Annotated in this window: 23 protein-coding genes and 1 tRNA gene; 12 read left to right on the plus strand and 12 right to left on the minus strand. The window is 55.7% G+C overall.

Annotation, left to right across the window (positions count from 1 at the left end):
• Window positions 1-20 precede the first annotated feature (20 nt).
• From BBOH_RS04555 to BBOH_RS04580, 5 genes are all read right to left on the minus strand, one after another.
• Window positions 21-848, minus strand: coding sequence for a F0F1 ATP synthase subunit delta (locus tag BBOH_RS04555; protein ID WP_033521878.1), 828 nt, complete (start codon window positions 846-848; stop codon window positions 21-23).
• A 53-nt stretch (window positions 849-901) separates the two neighbouring features.
• Entirely contained in the window at window positions 902-1,420 is a 519-nt protein-coding gene (locus BBOH_RS04560; protein ID WP_033521875.1) for a F0F1 ATP synthase subunit B, read from the minus strand.
• 62 nt (window positions 1,421-1,482) lie between these two features.
• A complete protein-coding gene (gene atpE, locus BBOH_RS04565; RefSeq protein ID WP_033521873.1) occupies window positions 1,483-1,710 on the minus strand; it encodes an ATP synthase F0 subunit C in 228 nt (75 codons plus the stop codon).
• A gap of 129 nt (window positions 1,711-1,839) precedes the next feature.
• Window positions 1,840-2,652, minus strand: a complete 813-nt coding sequence (atpB, locus tag BBOH_RS04570) for a F0F1 ATP synthase subunit A (protein WP_044098133.1) — start codon at window positions 2,650-2,652, stop codon at window positions 1,840-1,842.
• Between the two features lie 356 nt (window positions 2,653-3,008).
• Window positions 3,009-4,052 (minus strand): homoserine O-succinyltransferase, encoded by a 1,044-nt coding sequence (locus BBOH_RS04580; protein ID WP_033521867.1) that lies wholly within the window; start codon window positions 4,050-4,052, stop codon window positions 3,009-3,011.
• A 178-nt stretch (window positions 4,053-4,230) separates the two neighbouring features.
• On the opposite strand from BBOH_RS04580, the gene BBOH_RS04585 reads away from it, so the two are divergent.
• The 7 genes from BBOH_RS04585 (at window position 4,231) to BBOH_RS04615 (ending at window position 7,521) form a co-directional block, all read left to right on the plus strand.
• Window positions 4,231-4,304 (plus strand) — tRNA-Met (locus BBOH_RS04585).
• Between the two features lie 258 nt (window positions 4,305-4,562).
• Complete coding sequence (locus BBOH_RS04590; RefSeq protein WP_033521865.1) at window positions 4,563-4,832, plus strand: hypothetical protein; 270 nt, start codon at window positions 4,563-4,565, stop codon at window positions 4,830-4,832.
• On the plus strand, window positions 4,832-5,206 hold the full coding sequence (locus tag BBOH_RS04595; protein WP_033521863.1) for a hypothetical protein: 375 nt from the start codon (window positions 4,832-4,834) through the stop codon (window positions 5,204-5,206). Before BBOH_RS04590 ends, BBOH_RS04595 begins: the two co-directional genes overlap by 1 nt.
• Window positions 5,200-5,616 carry a hypothetical protein gene (locus BBOH_RS04600; protein ID WP_033521861.1) on the plus strand — a complete coding sequence of 139 codons (417 nt, stop codon included), beginning with the start codon at window positions 5,200-5,202 and terminating at the stop codon, window positions 5,614-5,616. Before BBOH_RS04595 ends, BBOH_RS04600 begins: the two co-directional genes overlap by 7 nt.
• Window positions 5,609-6,628: a polymorphic toxin type 44 domain-containing protein gene (locus BBOH_RS04605; protein ID WP_033521859.1), complete on the plus strand. Its 1,020-nt coding sequence runs from the start codon at window positions 5,609-5,611 to the stop codon at window positions 6,626-6,628. Before BBOH_RS04600 ends, BBOH_RS04605 begins: the two co-directional genes overlap by 8 nt.
• Window positions 6,582-7,007: a hypothetical protein gene (locus BBOH_RS04610; RefSeq protein ID WP_143242449.1), complete on the plus strand. Its 426-nt coding sequence runs from the start codon at window positions 6,582-6,584 to the stop codon at window positions 7,005-7,007. Before BBOH_RS04605 ends, BBOH_RS04610 begins: the two co-directional genes overlap by 47 nt.
• Window positions 7,008-7,158: 151 nt before the next feature.
• Window positions 7,159-7,521 (plus strand): hypothetical protein, encoded by a 363-nt coding sequence (locus tag BBOH_RS04615; protein ID WP_033521856.1) that lies wholly within the window; start codon window positions 7,159-7,161, stop codon window positions 7,519-7,521.
• A 123-nt stretch (window positions 7,522-7,644) separates the two neighbouring features.
• Here BBOH_RS04615 and BBOH_RS04620 read toward each other — a convergent pair whose 3' ends face one another.
• Window positions 7,645-8,064: a hypothetical protein gene (locus BBOH_RS04620; RefSeq protein WP_033521854.1), complete on the minus strand. Its 420-nt coding sequence runs from the start codon at window positions 8,062-8,064 to the stop codon at window positions 7,645-7,647.
• Window positions 8,065-8,168: 104 nt separating this feature from the next.
• The gene (locus BBOH_RS04625) at window positions 8,169-8,813 is read right to left on the minus strand and encodes a hypothetical protein (RefSeq protein WP_033521851.1); all 645 of its coding nucleotides are present in this window, start codon (window positions 8,811-8,813) and stop codon (window positions 8,169-8,171) included.
• Between the two features lie 825 nt (window positions 8,814-9,638).
• Between BBOH_RS04625 and BBOH_RS09230 the strand changes: the two genes are divergently transcribed.
• The 3 genes from BBOH_RS09230 to BBOH_RS08540 all read left to right on the plus strand — a co-directional run bounded on the left by BBOH_RS09230 (window position 9,639) and on the right by BBOH_RS08540 (window position 11,110).
• Window positions 9,639-9,935, plus strand: coding sequence for a hypothetical protein (locus BBOH_RS09230; protein ID WP_237743132.1), 297 nt, complete (start codon window positions 9,639-9,641; stop codon window positions 9,933-9,935).
• Window positions 9,936-10,127: 192 nt separating this feature from the next.
• On the plus strand, window positions 10,128-10,289 hold the full coding sequence (locus BBOH_RS09235; RefSeq protein WP_237743133.1) for a hypothetical protein: 162 nt from the start codon (window positions 10,128-10,130) through the stop codon (window positions 10,287-10,289).
• A 245-nt stretch (window positions 10,290-10,534) separates the two neighbouring features.
• Window positions 10,535-11,110: a Rep family protein gene (locus BBOH_RS08540; RefSeq protein WP_074428559.1), complete on the plus strand. Its 576-nt coding sequence runs from the start codon at window positions 10,535-10,537 to the stop codon at window positions 11,108-11,110.
• Between the two features lie 345 nt (window positions 11,111-11,455).
• Here BBOH_RS08540 and BBOH_RS04650 read toward each other — a convergent pair whose 3' ends face one another.
• Window positions 11,456-12,688: a tyrosine-type recombinase/integrase gene (locus BBOH_RS04650; RefSeq protein ID WP_033521845.1), complete on the minus strand. Its 1,233-nt coding sequence runs from the start codon at window positions 12,686-12,688 to the stop codon at window positions 11,456-11,458.
• A gap of 685 nt (window positions 12,689-13,373) precedes the next feature.
• Between BBOH_RS04650 and BBOH_RS04655 the strand changes: the two genes are divergently transcribed.
• Window positions 13,374-13,913 carry a hypothetical protein gene (locus tag BBOH_RS04655; protein ID WP_052118214.1) on the plus strand — a complete coding sequence of 180 codons (540 nt, stop codon included), beginning with the start codon at window positions 13,374-13,376 and terminating at the stop codon, window positions 13,911-13,913.
• Window positions 13,914-14,210: 297 nt separating this feature from the next.
• Window positions 14,211-15,521 (plus strand): guanine deaminase, encoded by a 1,311-nt coding sequence (guaD, locus tag BBOH_RS04660; protein ID WP_033521843.1) that lies wholly within the window; start codon window positions 14,211-14,213, stop codon window positions 15,519-15,521.
• A gap of 788 nt (window positions 15,522-16,309) precedes the next feature.
• On the opposite strand, the gene BBOH_RS04665 is transcribed toward guaD, so the two are convergent.
• The 4 genes from BBOH_RS04665 to BBOH_RS04680 form a co-directional block, all read right to left on the minus strand.
• Complete coding sequence (locus BBOH_RS04665) at window positions 16,310-19,693, minus strand: adhesin isopeptide-forming adherence domain-containing protein (protein ID WP_052118213.1); 3,384 nt, start codon at window positions 19,691-19,693, stop codon at window positions 16,310-16,312.
• A gap of 133 nt (window positions 19,694-19,826) precedes the next feature.
• Window positions 19,827-20,873: a hypothetical protein gene (locus tag BBOH_RS04670; RefSeq protein WP_044098134.1), complete on the minus strand. Its 1,047-nt coding sequence runs from the start codon at window positions 20,871-20,873 to the stop codon at window positions 19,827-19,829.
• Between the two features lie 235 nt (window positions 20,874-21,108).
• The gene (locus BBOH_RS04675) at window positions 21,109-21,300 is read right to left on the minus strand and encodes a hypothetical protein (RefSeq protein ID WP_033522292.1); all 192 of its coding nucleotides are present in this window, start codon (window positions 21,298-21,300) and stop codon (window positions 21,109-21,111) included.
• A gap of 26 nt (window positions 21,301-21,326) precedes the next feature.
• Window positions 21,327-22,160: a nicotinamide mononucleotide transporter gene (locus BBOH_RS04680; protein ID WP_052118231.1), complete on the minus strand. Its 834-nt coding sequence runs from the start codon at window positions 22,158-22,160 to the stop codon at window positions 21,327-21,329.
• Between the last annotated feature and the right edge of the window lie 287 nt (window positions 22,161-22,447).

The raw sequence follows: 22,447 nt of genomic DNA on the forward strand, positions 1-22,447 counted from the left end.
AACTGCGATCATACCTTGTGCTACATGGCGGACTCCAGCCGTCGATTAAGTTCAGAAAGCTGTGCGACCACGGTGTTGTCGGTCACCTCGTCCCCAACCTGAACACGCATGCCACCTATCACTTCGGGATCGACCAAAGAATTGATGTAGGCAGGACGTCCCAGTTTGGCGCTGTAGAACTTGGTCAAACGGTCAATTTGATTGCTTCCCAAAGCAACCGCGGTAATGACGGTCACCATAGACTGACCCATATGGTGAGAGAATTTCGCAATCAGCCACTGCAACGCCGACAAATACCTACGATGACGCGGGTTCCACGTCAGATGTTCGGCCAGCCTCATAGTCACCGGATTGAGCCTCGAATTATGCAAAACCTCGTGCAACAAGTCGATGCGGGCCTGTGAGGATGCCGTCTCATCAGTAAGCTTCGAACGAAGCACCGGCAACATCACTAACGCAGAATGTAATTGTGCAAGCTCCGTCGACACTTCATAAGTGTCACCGGCCATATCTGCGTAGTACATCATTGCGTCGACGCCGAAGTCCTCAACCGCGTTCGCGATATCGCACACATGACTCCACTTGCGACCCACCAAATCCGAAAGAATCTCAATGGTAAAAGGATGTGCGCTAGAGCCCAGCATCTCCTTCACCAACGTAATCTTGTCGGATGTCGGACGAGATAAATCGGTAAGTGCACTCTCTACAGCCCGGTTATGGTCAAGCAAATCGGTGATGATGAACAAATCCTCACCGATGCGCCATGTATCCTTCCCCTGTGCCTTAAGTCTGGGGGCAAGCGCATCACGCGATGTGTGATCCGCACTCAAGGATGCCTCTCCTCGCATCGCTCACCTCACTTCCTTCACGAAATTCATGGGACCCAACTGCAAAGTCATACCTATTTGCTCTGCTCCAATTCGTCGATCACGCTGTCAATCATTGTCGACTGCACGTCGCCGTCTTCGAGTTTCGCACCTAGAATCTTGCCGGCCAAAGCCGTAGCCAATGTACCAACCTGACCCTTGAGGCTGACAAGCGCCTGTTGCTGCTGCGAAGCGATGGAACGCCGAGCATTCGTGGTAATCTGGGTCGCTTCGGCATCAGCACGCTTGTGGGCGTCAGCAATAATACTGCCTGCCTCATCGCGCGCATCGTCCCGGATCTTCGCAGCGTCCACGCGGGCGTTGTTGAGCTGATCCTCGTACTTCCGCTTAGCGGCGTCAGCATCTTCTTGGGCTTTCTGAGCCTTCGCCATGCCGCCTTCAATTTTCTCGGCCCGCTCGTCAAAAACGGACTGGAACTTAGGGAGGATGAACTTGTAGAAGGCTACCGCAATCACTACGAGAATGACCAATGACCACACAATGTCATATGTCTCTGGCAGAAACAGCCTTACCCCATCTGTTGCCTGTGGCATGGACTTCTCCTTTCTTGGCTGCCTGTTCGGTTACTCGTTCCGATATTCGGGTCCAACGCCTATCACACAATGAACAGAGCCACGAAGCCCAGAAGACCCAAAAGCTCGATCATAGCCAGCGCCACCATGAGGAAGGTCTGGATGGTTCCCTTGACCTCAGGCTGACGAGCCATGCTCTCAAACGCCTTGCCAGCGAGAATGCCCATGCCCAGGGCCGGGCCGAGAACGGCCAAGCCGACGCCAATAATCTCAATGTTGCCGGAAACCGCGGCTAGAGTGATGAGACCCATTTCTTTTCCTTTCGTAGGAATTGCTTCCTTTGGTGACGACGGCACAACCGAAGCCACAAATATCTCTCTCGTTTGAACGAGCATTCAATTATACGTTTTGATCTCACGCAATGTGAAATCTTTTTTCCACTATTCAGCCTGCGGATAGCTCTGGCTGATATAGACCGTGGATAACGTCGCAAAGACATATGCCTGCAACGCCGCCACGAAAATCTCGAAGCAGACGAACACCAGCCCGGCGATCAACCACACGCCGCCCACCAATGTCATCAATTTGTTGGACATCTCAATGATGTAGAACTGCCCCATAGCCAAACACGTGCCAACCAACATATGGCCAGCGAGCATGTTGGCGAACAGTCGCAAAGTCAGCGAAAAAGGACGCACAATGGCAATCTCGAAAAGCTGAATCGGAGCGACGATGACGTACATCGGCCACGGAACGCCCTTGGGGAACATCTCTTCCTTCAGATAATGTCCAAGCCCCTGTTCACGAGCTGCGGCGATCCAATATTGGCACCACGTCCACAAAGCGAAGACCAACGGAGTCGCGATAGTAGCCGTCGCGGCCATATTAGCCCCTGGAATCACGCCACACAGATTGAAAACGAACACCGTCATGAAAATGGTGGTGATCATGGGCACATAACGCTTGCCCCGCTCCGAACCCAACACCGAATACACAATGCCGTTGCGGACGAAATCAAGCACCCATTCCACGGCGCTTTGCCAACGCCCCGGGATGAGCTTGACTCGCGAAGCAGTGACACACATCACCGTAAGCAACACAATCGTTGCCACGATACGTATGAAGATGATGCGGTTGATGGCGAACGGCGTGCCTTGGAACAGAATTTCCGGAGGCAGAAAGTCCTTAATCGTCGGCAGACTCGGCCCAGACGCTTCGGACAACAGCATAGTCATACTCCCCACTTGACTCATCTCACCTCCTCAAATCGCTCTACCACCTTACCAGTTTATGCCCAGGAAAGGAAATGGAGCAACACGTTATCATAACACGGAAAACCGTTGAATTATCTGTCCCTGACATCGCCGGCTGCCCAAACCCCCAGCATGACAAGGCTCAGGGCCAAGCTAATCTTCAAATGACCAAAGACCAGATGTCATTGTACTTCTTTTTCTTTCGAAAGGTTCGTCTCCGCCGTTTTTTCCGGCTTCTAGAGCCCCCAATTACCCACCGTTTGAGGGCGTTTCCCACAAATAAGGAAAATCACACTCATGGCGTGTCGGAATCATCGACCAACATGAGCACACGAACAATTTCCATATACAGATAATCAACTCAGGCCAGAGGGAATCAACCCGTAACCATCCCCCATGATCGGCGCAAACCCATCGCCACGAGGACCGCCTGGAGTGTGGCGAATCGTCCGATCGGTGCCAAGTCTGCCCTCGGCTTTAAGCTGTGGCACCTCATGAAGATCGTAAGGCGTCGTCTGGTACACCCAGTTGGTCCAATTGCGCCACAGAAGATTCGCGTGCGCACGCCAAGAGAAAACCGGCTCAATCGTGGGGTCATCATGCGGGAAATAGTTTTGCGGCAACGGAACGTTCGTCATTCCCCTGGCCCTGTCCCTCTCATATTCGTCACGTAGAGTGTATTTGCCATATTCCCAATGGCCGATAGCAAAAACCTCTGAAAAATCGCGGGATGCAATAAGACCCGGACCCGACTCCGGACCCCAAGTAAGCACCTGAAGCGTTGAATTCGCAGCGATATCGTCCTCGTTCAGCGCGGCATGTCGAGAGTGGGGTTGTAAGGCCACCTCATCGAAACCGTTGGTCAGAAAACAGTACTCGTCTTGAAGATACTGTGGAAAAACACCGAATTTCTTGGAATTCAGGTTAATCTTACGCACCCCATAACGATAGTTGAGCGCTGCCATCGCACCCCAACACAGATACATGGTCGAAAACACGTGCGACCGTGACCAGTCGAAAATCTCGGTGAGCTCATGCCAGTAATCCACCTGTTCGAAGTCCAGATGCTCGACAGGCGCGCCCGTAACGATGAAACCGTCGTAGTAGTTGTCGGCGAAAGCTTCGAAATTCTCATAGAACTTGACCAAATGATCGGCGGAAACATGGGTCGATTCATGCGTCGAAACCTTCATGAAGTCCACCTCAACCTGCAAAGGGGTCTTGGAGATCAGGCGCAACAGCTGGGTCTCGGTCTCGATTTTCTTGGGCATCAAATTCAGCATAGCGAATTTCAGTGGCCGGATGTGCTGGTCTTCAGCGTCGGGCTTCTCGATGGCGAATATCCGCTCGGAATCGAGGATGGCTCGGGCAGGCAGTCCACTGGGGATCTTGATAGGCATGACTCCATTATCCCCGAGACGCCGTATATTCACTTCAGGACTCATGCCCGTGAATCGATGAAGGCGCGCGGGGAGATTCATGCGACCCACGCCTCTCACCTTTGAGCGAAAACACACCGCCGATTTGACTTTCGTTTAATTATACGTATAGTAATAGCTTGCTGTTAGAAACAGCCGACGCGGGGTGGAGCAGCTCGGTAGCTCGCTGGGCTCATAACCCAGAGGTCACAGGTTCAAATCCTGCCCCCGCTACCGATAGGAAGCCAAGAATCACAATGGTTCTTGGCTTTTGCTGTTCTTGCCGCAAAACTATGTTGATAACGAATCTGGACAAAATCTGGACACGCGGCAGAATGAGGAACATACCGACGCCGATTATTCACTCTGCTATTCGTTTCCTTTTGTAGCGACGTGACGCTCCCCGAGGTGGGCGTGGGAACCGTGATTTCGTATGCCGCTGATATAGTTTCGTATATCGTTTGCTGAATCCTCGTGTTGGAGGTAATTCGTATGGCGATAAAGTCGAGTGGCGTTGAGGCCCAAGGGGCGATTGCCGAGTTGACGGGCCTTGATGCGTCAGAGTACGCGAACCAGTCAGTTGATTTCTCGTCGAGTACGGTGCCGAGCATGCTTGCCGGCCAGTTGATATGCAACGCGTTGATGGGTGACACCTCAAATGTGGTCTCGTGCGTGCTGACTCAGGCCAACAAGTTCCCGCAGCTCGCACACGTCTTCGAGGAGCGCGACCAAGAGGCCGCACGGGATTGGAAGGGACAGTGATGGGATACTATTCGGGCCCTTCAACGTCGTGGGACGATGATGATTTGGAGCGTGCCGAACGTCTTCAGCGGCTTGCCCGCCAGCAGGAGGACATGGAGGAGCTGCGTCACAGGTCGGCTTCTGAGGACGAGCGGTTCACGGAGGAGTTCTCGTCGTATGCGCGTCAGGCGCGCCAGTTGTGCGAGAGCGGCCCGGGAACCCCGTCCAAGCGCATGCGGGAGCAGTTGGAAATCATCGAGGACGTGGAGCGGAACGTGCGGGCCTCGGTAGACTCCCACCGCGACGGGCTGAACAGATATTGCACGGAGGCATCGATGCGGATGCAGGACGAAGCCGACGCTTTGCGCCGGGGACGGGAGAACCAGCCATGGTAGTGTACAACGCCGACGATTCCGACAACCTGATGGAAGCTCTGAAAGCCAATCTAGCGGGCGCGAAGGAGATCTTCCAACGGGCCTCGCGGGGCAGCAAACATCTCGTGCAGACCATTGACTCCGGCACGCTTTCAGGCGCGGCCTACAAGGCGGGCAAGCAGATATTCGTCTCCTACGTCGACCCGCTGGTGCAGAAGCTGAGTCTGGCCGTCGAGGACATTGAGAACGACCTTGGCGCATACCGCAGCGCCGACGCGGAGATACGGCAGGTGGACACCCATATCGACGGGGAGCGCGTCCGCCAACAGCGTGACGCCACGAACCGCTTGATCGATTCCCTGCAAGGTAGGATAAGCACCGAACGACAGACACTGCGGTCGCTCATTGAATCCCCCCTATGGTATGGGTAGCGCGCCGAACACGGGGAACCTGGCCGATTCGCTAAACAACCTGAACCGGCAGCTCGACAAGCTACAAAAGCTCAAGGCGGACTATGATCAGGAACTCGCCGCGCTCCAGGCCTTCGTGGACGACACCGCACCGCTGTTCAAGGACAGCTCACAGACGTTCAAGGACGCGATGCGCGGCGTGGCCGCCATCAACAGCTCACGCGCCAGCATCGACGGGTCAATCGCCTTCCCCAAGGGCACGGACATGAAATGGGCGAAATCCCTGAAAAACGACAAGCTGGACTCGGGGCTGGACCCGAACACCCTGCCGGTCTCCTACCGGGTCAAGGTGACCCAAATCCAGAACGACACCACCCTCTCAGCCCAGCAGAAGGCCGACAAAATCGAGAAGGTCTACGAGGACTGGCTCTACTCCCTAGACCCCAAGGGGTTCACGGAATACGCCGCCGCCAGGAAAAAATACAACAAGGCGAAAGAAAAATACGAAAAGGATAATCCGGGCAAAAAATACCACTTCGTAAGCGAGGACCCGGATATGATCGCCGCGGACAAGAAGCTGTCCAAGAGCCTGCACAACACCCATGTCAACATCCGGACGGTCTCGCAAAGCCTCGGGGACGACGTCGCGAAAATCTCCGATACGAAGAGCTACACCCAGTTCTACGGGATGGTGCAAACCGACCACCCACTCGACCTGAAGAACAGGACGCACGGAGATGACACCTATTCCATATGGTCACGCGGTTGGGACGGTAACCCCAAGGAGAAAAACGGCTATCCCTCCTCGGATTTTCTGGGAAACTACCTCTACGGCTATTACGGCAGAAGCGTCGGATTCGACGCCGACACCCTGCACAGCGGCGCAAGCCTCGCCCAAATCGGCTCCGACCTAGGGAAGTGGAAACTGAACCTCCACGGCGACAACGCCGGAGACGCGGCCGACATTGACAAAGGGATAAAAGATCATGACGACAAAGACAAGAAAAAAGCAAAGAATAAGAAACACGATTAAACGACACAAGGTCGCGACCACAATCATCGCCGTCATTCTAGTGCCCATCCTGCTTATCGTGTTCTGGTTCGCGTTCCTAGGTATCAAATACTATACGTTCGATGCCATATACTCCCCGCACCAGGAGAAGCAGTTCAGCGTGACGAACAGCACCAAGCTCATCGAGGGTGTATCCCTCTACGTCAGCAGCGACAGCCCAGACGTGACCATCACGATTCGCAGTGACGACGGCTTGAGTTACGGTTCCTTCCGCGGCGTCAAAAAGAACTGGCGGACGGTTGTGGGCGAACACTATATCGTTGCGGTCAAGAACGATACCGACCGTTGGATAACCGCGCACATCGACTACTCGGACGATGTCTGCTCCCCGATATGCTAGCGACTGAAACCAGTCAGCAACAATCACTCGATTAGTGCATATCTCCAACAAGCACATAGCCCCGTGAAGAGGAGGAGCTTTGACTATTCCGCATACGCCAGGACACCAGGAAAATTGCAATCAGAAACATGAGCACAAACATGCAACTACCATGCGCAAAGTGGCGATCCTAGTCATCGCCGTCATCTCGGTACCCGTCCTTTTGGCTGTGTCGGTGGCGGTCAAACAACCGATGTTCGACCCGATATACTACCCGCATCAGGAGAAACGGTTCAGCAGGACGGTCGAGCTCAGGGGAAAGGAAGCGATTGTTAACATTGACGTGAGCAACGACAGCCCGGACGTAACCGTCACCGTCATAAGCGGCAACGGCTCCGACCAAGACTCGTTCCACGGGGTCAACAAGGACTTCAAAGCGACCTCAAACGGCCAGTACACAATCGTAGTCAAGAACGACACCGACCACTGGGTCCGAGCCAACGTCGGCGACTGGGCCGCCGCCAGCGTGGGTTAAGACCACAGAGGCCACAGGTTCGAATCCTGCCTCCACTACCAATGAAAGACAAGAATCACAACGGTTCTTGTCTTTCATCTTCCTTGACAGTGTCAGACGGGGCCAAATCCCGACATGACCGAATCATTGTTGTTCGTTCTTCTTAGCCTGTTCCTGTTCATAGACGTGCACAAGCAGCGGCTGCCCACCAACACTCATATTTAGGCGCACTCCACTTGAACGCCTTTGCGAGACAATACCCGATGGTGCTTGAGCAATAATGTCCTCAACGCTTCTTGTAATCTTGTCAAGAGTTGAACCCTCAATCCTACTATCTCGGCCCATTCTCGCTTTTCCTCCCGGCACAAGACGAGATAGGGTATTTTTTGTCCATCGCTTTGAAAGCAGCACGTCTCTTTTCTGTTCGACACCATCATTCAAGACTGCCATTGTCGCCGATATGAGAAGTAAATCGAGTTCAACATCAAGTAAAGAACCCCGCTCAGGATGAAGAGCGAGATTGATTTCTACATTCTCGCAATGCTTTAAGGCGAAAATCCTCAACGATTTTTTGAGCGCAACGATTGAGCTCGTCTCTCCTTGCCAGAATCCTGTCTACGGTCTGTGCAGAAGGCGCGTCACATGGAGGCAGAGACGGTATCTTGGCCTCACCGAGACCTGTCATATCGAAATCGACAATTGGGTAATACTCCCCCGATGCAAAAGTCATTCACAAGAGTTTTATCCTCTGTGTAGCCTTTCACCGTTTCTTCATTAAGCCCGTCGCCTTCCATCTGAGTAGCTTCACTGATCGACTTATTCGAATAGCCATATCTGAAAGCTTTGACTACATAATCTTTACGTAAACCCCTCAGCAAGGCCACTACCTGTCCGGATAGATACAAATCAATTAAATCACCGACCCCTTTTCGCCCGCGTAAATCCCCACATTTTTCGGCAAGCCAATACCCGCAAGCAGAAGCAACATTCGCCTCATATCCAGACAAAACCTCAAGGGCATTTCTCGTATAGCCCTTTTCGAATGCGGCATGAACATCATCGTTCTGAAAGTCGGAGTTCTTGCCGATGATTTGGCCATGTTCCACATCCAGTTCAGTTCCAAAACGAGTGTCATCGACCATCTTCTCAAAATCAGCAGCGCATTGGCGGCACTCGCCGAGGAATTGGGCAAAAGCGTCATCGCTCATAACTCGTGCATTGCTTTGGAACTGCGCAGCAAGAGATGCAAATACAGGATGGATGGGCTCCCGATAGTAGGTCTGAAAATAGTAGTCAGCTAAAAATGTTTCCATTCCGATTCCTTCATGACTCAAGTATATCAAGACGAAATGCTTGAAAAATCAACGCAAACAAAAGTGGTATAGGAATCCCCCCCCCCAGATAAAAATGGCTTCACGAGCTTCAATGGAGATATCACGACAACATCGTGAACGGCACCGCTCCCGACGAACGGAATACACAACGAAAGTAAGTGAAGATATGGACACAGAAGCTCAACAGTTAACTGTCCACGTTATATCTGCCATTTCGAAGGCAGGTAGAGAATACGAGTGCCTCGAGATACGCCTAGGTGACGTATCGGTCGGTCGCCTGTTCCCGACCCCCCTTGGAAATGGCTGCTATACGTGCCGCCACTCAAGAATGACGGTGTGGCGGGCGCTGCTAACGCCCGCCATCTTGTCCCACACAACAAACCCCAAACTCGAATTGAAGGAAAATATCATGAGGACAGTGTCCATCCTAGTCGCCTATCTGGCGCAGCATACAGCGTAGAGCGTAGCAATAGCCATAGCTCTTATCGTTTCAGCACTCGCAATCTGGCTGTACATCTGGTGGCGACACGACCAGAAGCACCGCGTCTTGACTGCACACCCGCTTGTCCTGAATGCTGAACAGGAGCAAAAAGTAAGAGTTCGGCACTTGTACCGGCCCTCTCGAATTGTCTACGTGATACCAGCGGACTTGGCGAAAGACGACGAATCCATCGGCCAATGGGCAGAGACTGTCGGTCCAAGGCTGGGGAAGGGATACCAGGTCGTTGACACGACGTTGATTTCGGATCGCCCATTCAGACCAGCTCGGTACAACGTCACATTTGGTAAGTTGGAGGCTTTGCGATGATAAGAATGCCATTCCGCCACATAGCAGAACCGACCTGCAATTCATACGTGCTGGGAAATGAAATCGCCCATCCTCGGAAAGAGGTTTCAGTTCCCCGTTCATCACACCTGCTCATCGTGGGTGAGTCGAATTCAGGTAAAGGTTCAGTCGAAGCCAACGTCATTGAACAGGCGATTGAAGACGGCAGTGAGATTTTCTTCATCGACCTCAAGGGCGGCCTTGAAGCCGAGAACTACTCTCACGTTCTTACCCGACATGCGTACACGCTTGGCGAGGCCGAGGAGCTGCTGTAAGACTTCAACACCGAGGTCGACGCACGCGCTGAATGTTGGCGAGGTAAGACGCGAAACCTGAGTGACGAGCAGGCCATTCACCGCCTTCTCATGATTGACGAGGCTGGCGATATCATGCGTACAGGAGTCGAGAAGAAACAGTCCGACTCGTGTGTGTCTCTAATCCGTTCAGTGCTTTCTCGCTCAAGAGCATTGAATTGTACCGTTGTCATCAGCACTCAGAATCCGAGGGTCAGTAACTCGCTGCCATATCGAAGCTTGTTGCAGACCACCGTGGCGTTGCGATTGAACTCGAAGGCTGAGGCGGTTATGGCTCTGGGCGAGGATGCGGTGCGGCGAGGCGCGGGGCCTTGACAGATTCGCTATGACCGCCCAGGGGACGCTTACCTGTGGGACCCTGAAACGAACTCAGTCCGTTTCCTGCACGTTCCGTACATTGCGGACGAGGAGATTCACGCACTCCGGTACCAAGACGGCAAAGACCCGCGTAGGCGAAGCGATAGCGAGAGCCGAAGTGGGTCTCAGAATCAGTCAGACATCGAAGTGCAGGGGGCTACTACGACAGCCCCCCTGTGAGATGAGGGATGAGGGAAACTGCCATGAGCACTAAAGATTACGGTAAAGGGAGGTATTGGTCAGGCCTGGTATATCCCGACAGCTGTCCAGCTGACTGGGAGGAGCGTATGCGCCTGAGCGGTCTGCAGATACTCGTCTCACCCTTGCATGACTCCGATGTAGCCGACGAGAAGACTGGCGAGTTGAAGAAGCCTCATCGTCATGTCATCGCCATGTGGAGCAACACGACCACCAAGGCGAGTGCCGAGAAGTTCTTCGCCCAATTCAATGGTCCAGCAGTTGTTCTAAGGCTCGAAAGCCCAAGGGGCATGGCCCACTATCTGATTCACTTGGACGACCCGCAGAAGGCCCAATATTCACGCGAGGACATTATTGAAGTTAACGGCGCAGACTGGCGGAAGCTGGCACTGACCGACGGCGCAAAAGATGAAGCGATGTCCATCGTAAAGCTGGTCGAGAACGAAGAACCGGACGGCTACTTCACTCTGCTGAAACTCTGCCAAGAAAACCACAAGGAGCTTCTGGACTTCGCAACACGACAGGTCGTGTTCTGCCGCGAGGTCATTTGGAGTTACTGGCATACGTTGAGGAAGGAATAACCATGGGGGAAAACACAGCATCAGTACAGACCAATTCACAAGACACTGGCGAGTTCTTGTATGTCCAGGATCTAGCCAAAATGTTCCGAGTCGGCCGTTCCAAGGCTCGACTCATGATGGATGTTTTGCCTTCCTTCGCTGTTGGCCGCAGAGACTGCATTACGCGATCAGATCTAGACGTCTACATTAGGGAGCACAGCGGCATAAGAGTCAAATGGCCGAAGCGCCCACACCGACACTGATACAGTCAGCACCTTACCTTAGAAACTGGCTTCGTGATGGAACACGAGGCCAGTTTTCGTTTGTTGACGAGTATCCACTGCCACAGGAGTGAAAGCGATTCCATTATTCACTTGTCGTCTCGAAGAGACGTCCCATGAAGTCAGCAGCCTTCCTGTCATTCTCGCCGACTTCCTCGGCGTAGATGTTCAGGGTGGTGTTGAGGCTTTCGTGCCCAAGCCTTGCCTGTACCGTTTTGGGGTCAATTCCGCCCGCGACGAGCAGCGTGGCTTGGGCATGACGTAGGGCGTGGAAGTTCGGGCCGACATAGCCCGAGTGCTTAATCCGCTCCACACCTCGGCTGTCCACATATTTCTTTTCCATGGTGTAGTGTGCAAGTCCTTCCTTGACGAAGAAGTTCCTGCGCCATCGGCTGAAGTTATCGGGGTCGAGGAAGTCACACAGCTCGTTGCTGCATACCGGCGATGAATCCGCCTGCCTTACTCCCGCATGATTGAAGTACGCCGCCTGCTTCGTCTTCCAGCGGCTCAGGAACTCGACGGTTTGGCCGTCTATGGATATCGTCCGATGCGATTTTACGGTCTTGGGGTCTTTGAGGATTTTCTCTTTGCCGTATTGTTTGCGAATGTGAAGCTGCTGCCTGTCAAGGTCTACATCCTCCCACACCAACGCCAGCGCCTCGCCTCGTCTAAGCCCTGTGGCGACTCCCAACCATACGGCTACTATCCGCCCGTCCGCCTCCTCGTGCCTGAGCTTCTGGATGAACTCTATGGCCTGTTCCTTGGTGACTCTACGTTCGCGCTTCTTCTGCGGGTTGGGCTTCGGACGGGTGATGCCCTCCACCGCATCGCATGGGTTCCTATCAATAAGCCCTTCGAGATACGCCTTCCGGAGCATCTGGGAGAGCTTCATGTGGACTTTGTGAATGCCGTCCGGTGACACTCCATCTTCTTTGGCCATTTTCAGGTAGGCGTTCTCGATTTCGGCGGATTCCAGATCAATCAGCCGCCTGTCCCCGAGATATTTCGCGATTCGGCTCAGCTCATGTCTGTCGCGGTCAAGCGTTAACGACGACACCTTGCCTAAGGCTTTCCGATTGGCTTGGAACTGCTCGGCGTATTCCTTGACTGTTACGTTCTTGCCGCTCGCGTCGTCACTCAGCTCCTGTTTATAAGCTACAAGCGCCGCTACGGCCTCGTTTTTGTTGCCTATCACCTTCCGCGACTTCGACCAATGCCATGAAGCGTGAGTGCTATCCGGCGCAAGTCTGACCCTGATTGAGTACTTATGTCCGCGTTCCAATTCCGTAACCTGCCCGGATGCATCACGTTTCGTCATTGTCTGCCTTTCTTTGGATGCTTGCTATCCTAGCAGAGATTGGACAAATATGGACAAATACTTCTGGACAAAACTTGGACAAAACTTACAATCAGCATCAATCGAAAACAAACAACACGCCGAGAATTACAGTGTTTTTACAGCGTATACTAAACAATACCAAATCAGAACAACACAGAGAAACGTGGGCTCATAACCCAGAGGTCACAGATTCAAATCCTGCCCCCGCTACCAAGAAGCCCGGAATCTCAACGATTCCGGGCTTAAATTTTTTCACGAAAACATAACTGGCAACGTAAGAATCAGCGATGGAGATTTCCGTAAGACTCAGTGGATCTGCCGTCATCAGACATGTCGGCTACGTCAATTAGGCTTACATACCCCGACCCAGATGAATCACAAGTCATGACACGCTTCGCCATTTTAGACAAGACCTGAGTAATAGGGGCATTCTGCGTGACGAGGTAACCTGTAAGCCTCGCACGGAAGTGCATCCGACATTCATCCGGGACTCAGCCGGGCAATGGCGATGACGTTGAGCGGAAAATGTCTCCAACATTGACAAGCATATGATCATAAGCCGAGTAACTACGGACTGTCATCAACCCAGTAGTACAATCGTCGGGTCGAAAAGACAAACCCAATTCACGCCTATGCAACTATATAACATGTAAAAGGACTGACCATGAAATTCGTTTCCTGGATAAGCTTTATCGGCGCCTGGCTACTCTTCGCCGGCCCCGTCTTTCAATCGGCCATTGAGCTGAGCGAAGAACGGATTGACCTTAATGAGGCCGATGATTTGCGCAAACATCTGCATAACCTGGGCAAGCCTCCCCGCATTAGCGTGTGGTGGTGGCTCTTGCCTCCGGTGGCCTATTTCAAAAACCGTCGAGAGGGCGAGCAGTGGAGGATCGCCGTACTGAAGACCATTCCCCACCACAAACGTGAGGAGTTTCTTTCTTTTCAGCGGAAGGCTTCTGGATGGATGCTCGTGGCTATGGGCGCACTTTGCATTGCAATCAAGGAAACCGCCGACCTTGTGGAGAAATTCGAATGGCCTCTGTGGACGCTAATACCGCTCCTGCTCATTCCCTTCCTCCTTTCCGTAGGGTTGACCGTCAACCAGCTCCAACACCAGCGCAACATCGAAGATGGCATCCGGAACGCCAAAAAAAGCAAACACCTGCAGCGATATCATCGACGCCGAACCCCACGCAACTAGTGCCCTTCAATTCCGATCATTGGAGATAGGACAGGGGGATATTCAGGCATTCCCGCCCTGCCGCGATTTCAAGACGGAACGACATCACCCTTTCGAAATACATCGACACAGGGGGGGGGGCATGATAGGTTGCGAAGGGCAAGTGCCGTTCAACTTACAGGGAAGGCACCATTCAATAATGACCACCGAAGTAACACGCGAATTCATCCAAAACCTGCCTAAGGCCGAACTCCCAAAATTACTTTTCAACACAGTGGAACCCTTGATAGAATCGACTTCAGAGAGGATCAGATCGACATGACCAAAACAGCCATTGAGGCAGCGACACTTTCATTCGCCAAAGACCCCTTCCTGAATGACGTGGAGGACTGCTACCACTTCGAAGAAGACGCGGTGATCGTCATGGAGGATGGCACCATCACGCAGATCGGCAAACCAAGCGACATCCTGCCGACGCTCGGCGACACCAAGGTAACCAAGTATGACGACAGCATCATCGTGCCGGGTTTCATCGACACCCATGTGCATTATCCGCAGACCGAGATCATCGGAGCGTACGGCGAGCAACTCATCGACTGGCTGAACAACTACGCGTTCGTCGCCGAGCAGAATTTCTCTGATTCCGATCACGCGCAGGAGGTGGCTCGCGTCTTCATCAACGAGCAGCTACGCAACGGCGTGACCTCCTCGGCGGTCTACTGCACGGTTTACCCGCGCTCGGTGGACGCCCTTTTCGCCGAGGCGCAAAAACACGGCATGCGTCTGATGGCAGGTAAGGTCTGCATGGACCGCAACGCTCCCGAACCCTTGCTGGATACCCCGCAGCGGGCCTATGACGAGTCCAAGGAGTTGATTGAGAAGTGGCACGGCAACGGCCGTCTCGAATACGTGGTCACGCCGCGGTTTGCCCCGACCTCCAGTCCTGAGCAGTTTGAAATGTTGAAGACATTGGTCAATGAGTATCCCGATGTGCTCATCCAGTCCCACGTCTCGGAGAACCTTAACGAGGTCGAGTGGGTCAAGGAGCTGTTTCCTGGAGCGAAGGACTACACGGATGTCTACGACAAGTACGACCTGGTGCGCAAACGTGCCATCTATGGACACGGCGTGCATCTGACCGAGCGCGAGCTGGGGGTGTTCCACGATACTGGCGCGGCCGTGGCGCACTGCCCCACCTCCAACTTCTTCCTGGGCTCAGGTTGCCTCAACGTCACCAACCTCAAGAATCCGGCACGGCCGGTCAAAGTCGGCATCGGCACCGATTTGGGCGCCGGCACCAGCTTCTCCATCCTGCAGACACTTAACGAGGCATATAAGGCAGCACAGATGAACAGTCTGCCTTATACCTCACTGCACAGTTTCTACCTCGCCACCCTAGGGGGAGCCGAAGCCCTTGGGCTTGAGGACAAGATCGGCAGCATCCAAGTGGGCAAGGAGGCCGATCTGACAGTCATCAACATGAAATCCACCCCGATTATCGACTATCGCATGCGCTACGCCGATTCTCTCGAAGAAGCCTTGTTCGTCCAGATGATCCTCGGCGACGACCGGGCAATCGCAGCGACCTATGTCGCAGGTAGCAAAGTCTACGCTGCGCAAAACCACTGACAGAGACAGGAAGAATCACCCCGTTTTTCAGCTGTTCGAATGGACATGTTTTGTGCAACGACCGGCCGGTAGCAATCCTTCCGTCACTCCAAGACCCGGCCTTGTGACGGTCATACGAAACATGGCGCCTTCAATGATTCATCTTCCGAGACACCGGTTCCTTTCTTCGCCACCGACACCAATTACCGGCACCTGCGATTTGGAACCCCATCTCGTCCGATTCCTCCCGGCTCCATTCTGGCTCGACTGAAACAGGGTCATGAACGGCAGCCATAAGAAGGCACCATGTCAGGGCTTTGATTGACCATCCACAATCCGAGGACAGGATTGCCCTGGATACGATAGGTGAACGATTCGCTTTTCATAAGGAATCGATACTCATAACATAACAACCTGCTTCCCGAGTAAAATGCCTATTCCAACGCTCCGACATGCATCATGGCTTCCAAACCAATCCGGTATGCGATGACGAAGCATCCGACGCCTTGCCGGAATTGCACAAAATGCCCTATCAACGGTTTGCGGATTAAACCAGCAAACTATAATCGTCAAACCGGCACGGACCTTTCCGCGTCAGTTCAAGCCCGAAACCAACTGGCGATACGCCGCTCGGCCTATGCATTGGTTTTGGTCGAGTCATTTGATGCATGCCTTTCAATAATTCAAACCTTCCATTCATGCATAAGCCAAGTCGGATCGACAATTACATTATTACCGGGGACGGTAGCGAAACCCCATCCGACCGAAGCGACGAAACTGGACAGATCATCAACATTGTGATCGGTCGTTCAGTTGGACGACACGGTTTGACCACGGCGACAAACACATATGACACCTGCGCCGAGAATGGCAGCAAGAACGGCTATCAGCGGCATTAACACCGACGAACCGGCTTTGGGCAGCGGGTCGGACGGCAATGGCATCGATACTGGTGTCGAAGTATGCACCACATTGGAAACGCGATCGACCGAATTGATGGTTTCGGTGAACCGGTTGTGCACCTCGTCCGCTGGCGCAATCCGCTCGAACTGAACGTAGGCAGTCCACGCCTGCTCGCGTTCTTCTTGCTCCGAGACCAAGGCGAGGTAACGCTCAGTCGGCTTGATGCACAACCCGTCGGTCTCACTGTTCTCAATAGTGAACAACTCACCACCGAATGCAGCGGCATCAACATCATTGCCGGCTATGGGCTGACCAACCTCCGCCAATACGGCACCTCCAGCTCCGATTAGCCGACGCGCCGCGACCACCGACCAAACCTTGGTGTATTTATCCGCAGATCGATCATACTTATCACGAACTATCCACTCCCGTACCTGCGGGTACGCCCGATGGGCGGGCAAGACGCTTGAATCGATACGGTAGAAGAAGCGTTCGCCCAGTTCGACCTTCCCTCCATTGATACTCGACGTACCAATGCGCTCCACAACATCCTTATGCGGCTTCATATCCCCGATTGGGTTATTTACCTCATTGCTCACGCGCGACTGGCCATTGACCACTTGAGTGGCTACATTATGCACCACATGACCCGCAGAGGCCTTAATAACACGGTATGGCAAAGTGATTCTATACACATGTCCCAAAAGTGTCTGATCGATTGCCGGATCGCGCAGCGGATCGTGGTCAGACTGGGTCAAATGGGCATATCGATCAAGGTTGGCAGGCTGCGGATCGCCGCTGACCGTCTCTCCAGTGGCGGAAATGAATGTATTGACGGTTTTCGCGAACATATAGAACACCCCGCGCTCTTGGGCAACGTTGAAGCGATCGGAATAATCCCGATTGTCATCGCCGGTAATCTTGATTTTACTCGCATCGATGCGCAGATATTCGTCATCAACATCATCAATTATTCCCAAGCGCCACACTCTATATGCCAGATCACTCTGGGCCGCATCCAATTCCAGCTCATATTCGCCGGTGTCACCCACCATCAGTGTGCGCCCATCGATGGAGACAGCAGCACCACTCTCATTGGTTTTATTGTTGCGTTTGACAGGGCGAAAATTGGGAGGCAGGTTGAAAACCGTGTTGCTGGGTGTCACGCTGTTATTGACTTCCAGTATCCAACGGTTCTCAATACGACGGTCTGTTGGGGCATCAATACGCACCCGCCCTTCGAACCGCAGCTGGAGGCGCGGCACGGCACCCGCACGCCACTGGGCGACAAGCGCCGCATCTTTGATGTCGACACGCACCAAATGTCTCACATCATCCCAGTGGGTATCATATTTTGATTTGCCGATACTCCTTCCCGCCTCCAAGTCCATCAACTCGAAGGTCTGCTTGTCGACTTCAAGGTATTGGTCGTATTGGTCGGTGAAACTTACGGACTTGACCTGATAGGCGAGGTCGGCGGGCAGATGCGGCTGTGTGTCAAGTTGGTACTCGACCTTCTGGCCGGGATAGACGACCTTCCCATCGACGCCGGACTGGTCGCCACCCTGGCCGGCCTCGCCTACCACATCCTTCCTCACCGGCGGCACGTACCCGCAGATTCTGGGTTCGTTCGTAGGCACCTTCTGGCCGCCGATCGTCTCCGAACCGCCGTTGGTCAGGTCCCGGCCCGACTCGTCGTCGCAGAACGTAAGCTCGTCGCCCGGCTGTTTGCCGTGGTCCTTCCGGGCCTGAGCCGCGCCCTTGCCGTGCGCGAAGTCCACCGTCATTGGCACCAGCAGCGTCACCTGCAACGGCGTGGCACGGCCCTTGAGGGTGCCCAGATACGCGGTCCTGGCCCTGGCGACGGCCTTCGACCCGTCCACCGTCACCTCGAACATCGCGGTCACGTCACGGCCCACACGGGTGGCGTCGTCGATGCTGGCCCGCTCGTAATGCCCGTTCCCGCCGACCTGGGCGTCGGCCTCGAACACCTTGATATCACCGACCTTGGCCGGATCGACGAGATAATCCGCCTTGCTCCAATCGTCCGCAAGCGACAATGCGGTGGGCGCGTCGATCAGATGCGCGTCCACCGTGCCGTTCACGACGCTGGCCACACGGTCCCCGTCAAGGAACTTCATGTTGTCGGCGCCGGTCGCGTTCGAACGCGACGGATCCACCACGGCCTGCCACTTTCCGGAACCATCAAGCTTCACCCAGCTCTTGTCGGGAGACGGTTTCCACGTCGGGAACCCGCGCGAAGGCGTGTCCTGGTCGGTCGACCGGGACTTTCCCTTCCAATGCGCGTGCCCCCGGTCGTCGACCCTCGAGGTCGAAGGCGCACGCACCGTCACGTCCAGACTCCACTCGAACGTGTGACCGTCGGGCAGGGCGCCGCCCCTCCACGTCGCATGCGCCACATCCCCCGCCGGCGTCGCGCCGTCCGCCGTGTCGAACACGAACCGGTCCGAGACGTCCCGGCCGACCGTAGCGTCCACGACCCGCTGGTTCGACACCGTGTACGCCTGCCCATGCGAATCGAACGAGTCCGAGAACACGAACCCGCGCCCGTTGGAACCCGTGCCCGAGGAGACCACCGTCCGGTTCGTCATCGAATCCGCGCTCACGCCATCCCGCACCGTCTTCTCCGGCGGCGCCGGCGGCACATCCACCGGCGGCTCATACTGGTTCAACACCACGACGACGACCGCGACATCCTTCACCGTCTCACGAGCGACCAGGGAATTAATCGTCGTGGAACCATCCGAGAATGCGTAGCCCGTGGTATATGGCACCCCTTTATAATTATATGTCTTGCCTCGGGTCTCGGCATTCCAAGCGTCCGCCCATTGCCGTTGCTTGAATCCTGCGGTGTTCCCGGTGAAGGCATTGTCCGGCGACGGCGTATAAATCGCGCCCACCGACACCAGGCGACAACCCGCATCGCCCTGACCCGGATGCTCGGCGGCGTAACGCTCCCGGCATTCGCCCACGGCCGAGTCCACCGCCTGACTGACGGCAGCCGACGCGGCCGAACCGTAGGGCTTCATTCCCATGCCTCGGATCACACCCATCACGTTATCCACGGTCGGCTCGCCGAATGAGTCCCGGTAGGTCCACTTGATCACGCCGCCACTGCCGTCGGCCACGCCGGAGCCACCCGACCCCGCGCCGCCACTGGCATACGCCACTACCGGGCACAAAGCCACCGCGGCGGAAGCCAATACGGCTCCCGCGAATGCCACGAGGCCTCTGAGGCCACCGCCATGCAAACCGATATGTGTCACCATTTTCTCCTCCAATTCGGATAGGATGGAGGAAGGAGACCCCAACGGGCCTTCTTCCAAATATTGGAGCCGCATCCTCCCGCCCGAATCCGCCAAGATCAACAGCGGGAGGACACGACAAAAACTCAAAAACCAGTCACCCGATCGGGCACAAACCTGTATGACCAGGAGCGCAAGCAGGATTCGGCGTTACAGTTAGGTCAAATCCTGAGTTACCTGACGGCTGCCCCGACGGCGCCGGGGCCGGACGCGCGGCAGGCGCGGCGGGAACGTACCGACCCTGGCCACCCCCGTACGACGGGCGCGACGGGACGGCGGACCGCCGGACCGCCTGCCGCTGAACCGGAGCCGACTGGGCCGACTGTGCCGACTGTGCCGCCGCGGCGGCGGCCGCGGCCTGCGCGTCCGCGTCGGCCTTCGCCTGCACGCTCGCGTTCACGGCCGACATCGCATCGTCCAGCGCCTTGCCCGCGGCCCGCACGTCCTTCAGCGTCGAACCCTTGCCATCAAGCAGCCCGCCCGCACGGTCCACCGCGCCCGACAACACATCGCGCGTGCTCTCGTCCGCCACGCTCCCCGCCGACGAATCCAGCAACGCCCTGCCCGCGTCACGCCTCGAACCAAGCGAGGCACGCGCGTCGGCCAGCATCTTCGCGTCACGCGACGCCAACACACGCCTCGCCCGACGCACGACCTCCGACCGGGCCCCACGCAGCGAATCCACGGCCCTCGCGGCGCCATCCGACTCCGCCCGCGCCGCACCCGGCGAACCCGCCGAACACGACGGCAACGGGGCCTTCACCGCCTTCGACAGTTTCGCGTCCGCCCCGGCGAACGCGTCCACCGTGCCCGCATCCGCCACATCCGCCCGCGCCACCCTACGCGCCGAACCCACCCCGGCACCCAAACCACGCGAACGCAACAAGCGAACCTCCGACACACTCCCACGACACGAACCATTCGCCGAACCCACGGCCGAACGCCACCACCACCCGACACCCGCCGCCACGGCCACCAACACCAGCACCACCACACCGACAACCCAGACACGACGCCCACGCCACCAACGCCGAGGCAGCACACGGCCACCACCCTCCGGGCCAACCCCCGACCCGTCACCGACAGGAGGCGGTAATGTCGTCTCGTTCTCGACGTCGACGTTCTCATCTTTCGTTCCAGTCATTTTCCCTCTTTTATCAACATTGCTTGCAGGACAATGGTACAAAACGCCAGCACTCGACAGCCAAAACACTGTCCATCCAGCGCGAAAAAGCAAAAACCATGCTAAATCAGGAAGCGCAGACTGCATTGCAGCTTTCACGTTGCAGATCCGAATACAAATCCTACCAGCAGCTCCGCAGCGGCATGACCCCTAAAATGGTCGGTCAGGTCGACCCCGACGTTCCGCTGCATACGCATCAGGCGGCGTCGCAGCGGAACGAGCGGCTCCACTCGGCGAGCGTACACCTGCCCAGCAGGCAGGCCACGAACGAGTGCAACAGCCCCAGCATCGCCGCGAGGCTGGGTCGGCTGAACGCAACTCTGTCGTCCGAGCACTCGGGGTGGCGCCAGTGCTGCGGGCCGTTGCCGGCACGCCAGTCCTTCTTCATCCGCCATCAACCACCGGCGAAGCATGTCACCGCGAATCACGACCGGGGTCGCGTCCGGACCAAAACGCCAGACCGGCCACCGAGTTGATGATGTAATAGACGTATTTACCGACGTTCGCCCAGTTGCCCTGAATGGCGGCCTTCGACAGTTGCCCGAGGTTGTAGACCGCCCAGAACGGCCACTGCACCGTCAGCTTGAGAACGTTGATGGCATTCGACGCCATCGAAAGCGCGAACGTGAACACGAGCAGCCAGAACAACACGCCTTTGGAACCCGACGGCACCTGCCACTCGTAGCCAAGCAGGTTCGCCACGAGACTGAATACGCCGGATACCACCAGCACCGCGACTAATTCGATCACGGCCTTACGCCCCTGAGGCGCCTTGCGGGCCTTGCCACGGTCGCTGTGCCGCGCCCACACCCAAACGGCCGCCGCCTCGAGCAGAAACGACACCGGATAGGTCAGCCACGCCGCCTGATTGCCCAGCACCCAGTCGATCAGCCCCGCAAGGACCGCCTGAAACACACCGATCCAATTGCCTGCATTGCGCATCGAGGCGGTCAGCCTCGTAGACAGCAACGACAACACGGACGAAAGCGTGGAAATAAGCCCGAACGCAAGCGGGGCCAGAAAGCCCCACGACGTCACGCCAAGCGCTTGCAAAGCCGACGGCACCGGATAGTCCCCCAGCGAATTGAGCATGTAACCGCTTCTCCACGCCAGAAAAACCACAATGGCCACACCAAGCAGGGTGAACCACACCGAGTGCGCCAAACGATCCAGCGCGTTGGCCGACGAGCGGAAGAACGAATCGCCGGCACCTCGTTCCGCATCACCACCATGGGTCGAGAGTACCATAATTGCCTCCTTGTTGTTTTGATGACGCAGGCGTGACGGCGCAAGCCGCCTTTCGGAATGAAACCCTGCGGGAAGAGTCCCCCTCGCCAACATGCGCTAGCGCACGCACTAAACGCGTGCAGGCCGACGCGAAAGCCGGAATTCGAACCGAACGGACACCCCGACAGGCACACCCGCACCGCACGATTCCCGTGCCCACTATTGTACTCTTCCGAATCGGCCCCAGGGGCGACAAGCAAGGGACTGTCGGGAGTATCTCATTATCGCAAACACGCCTTCTCGACGTT

It is taken from the genome of Bifidobacterium bohemicum DSM 22767, from assembly GCF_000741525.1.
Classification (GTDB): domain Bacteria; phylum Actinomycetota; class Actinomycetes; order Actinomycetales; family Bifidobacteriaceae; genus Bifidobacterium; species Bifidobacterium bohemicum.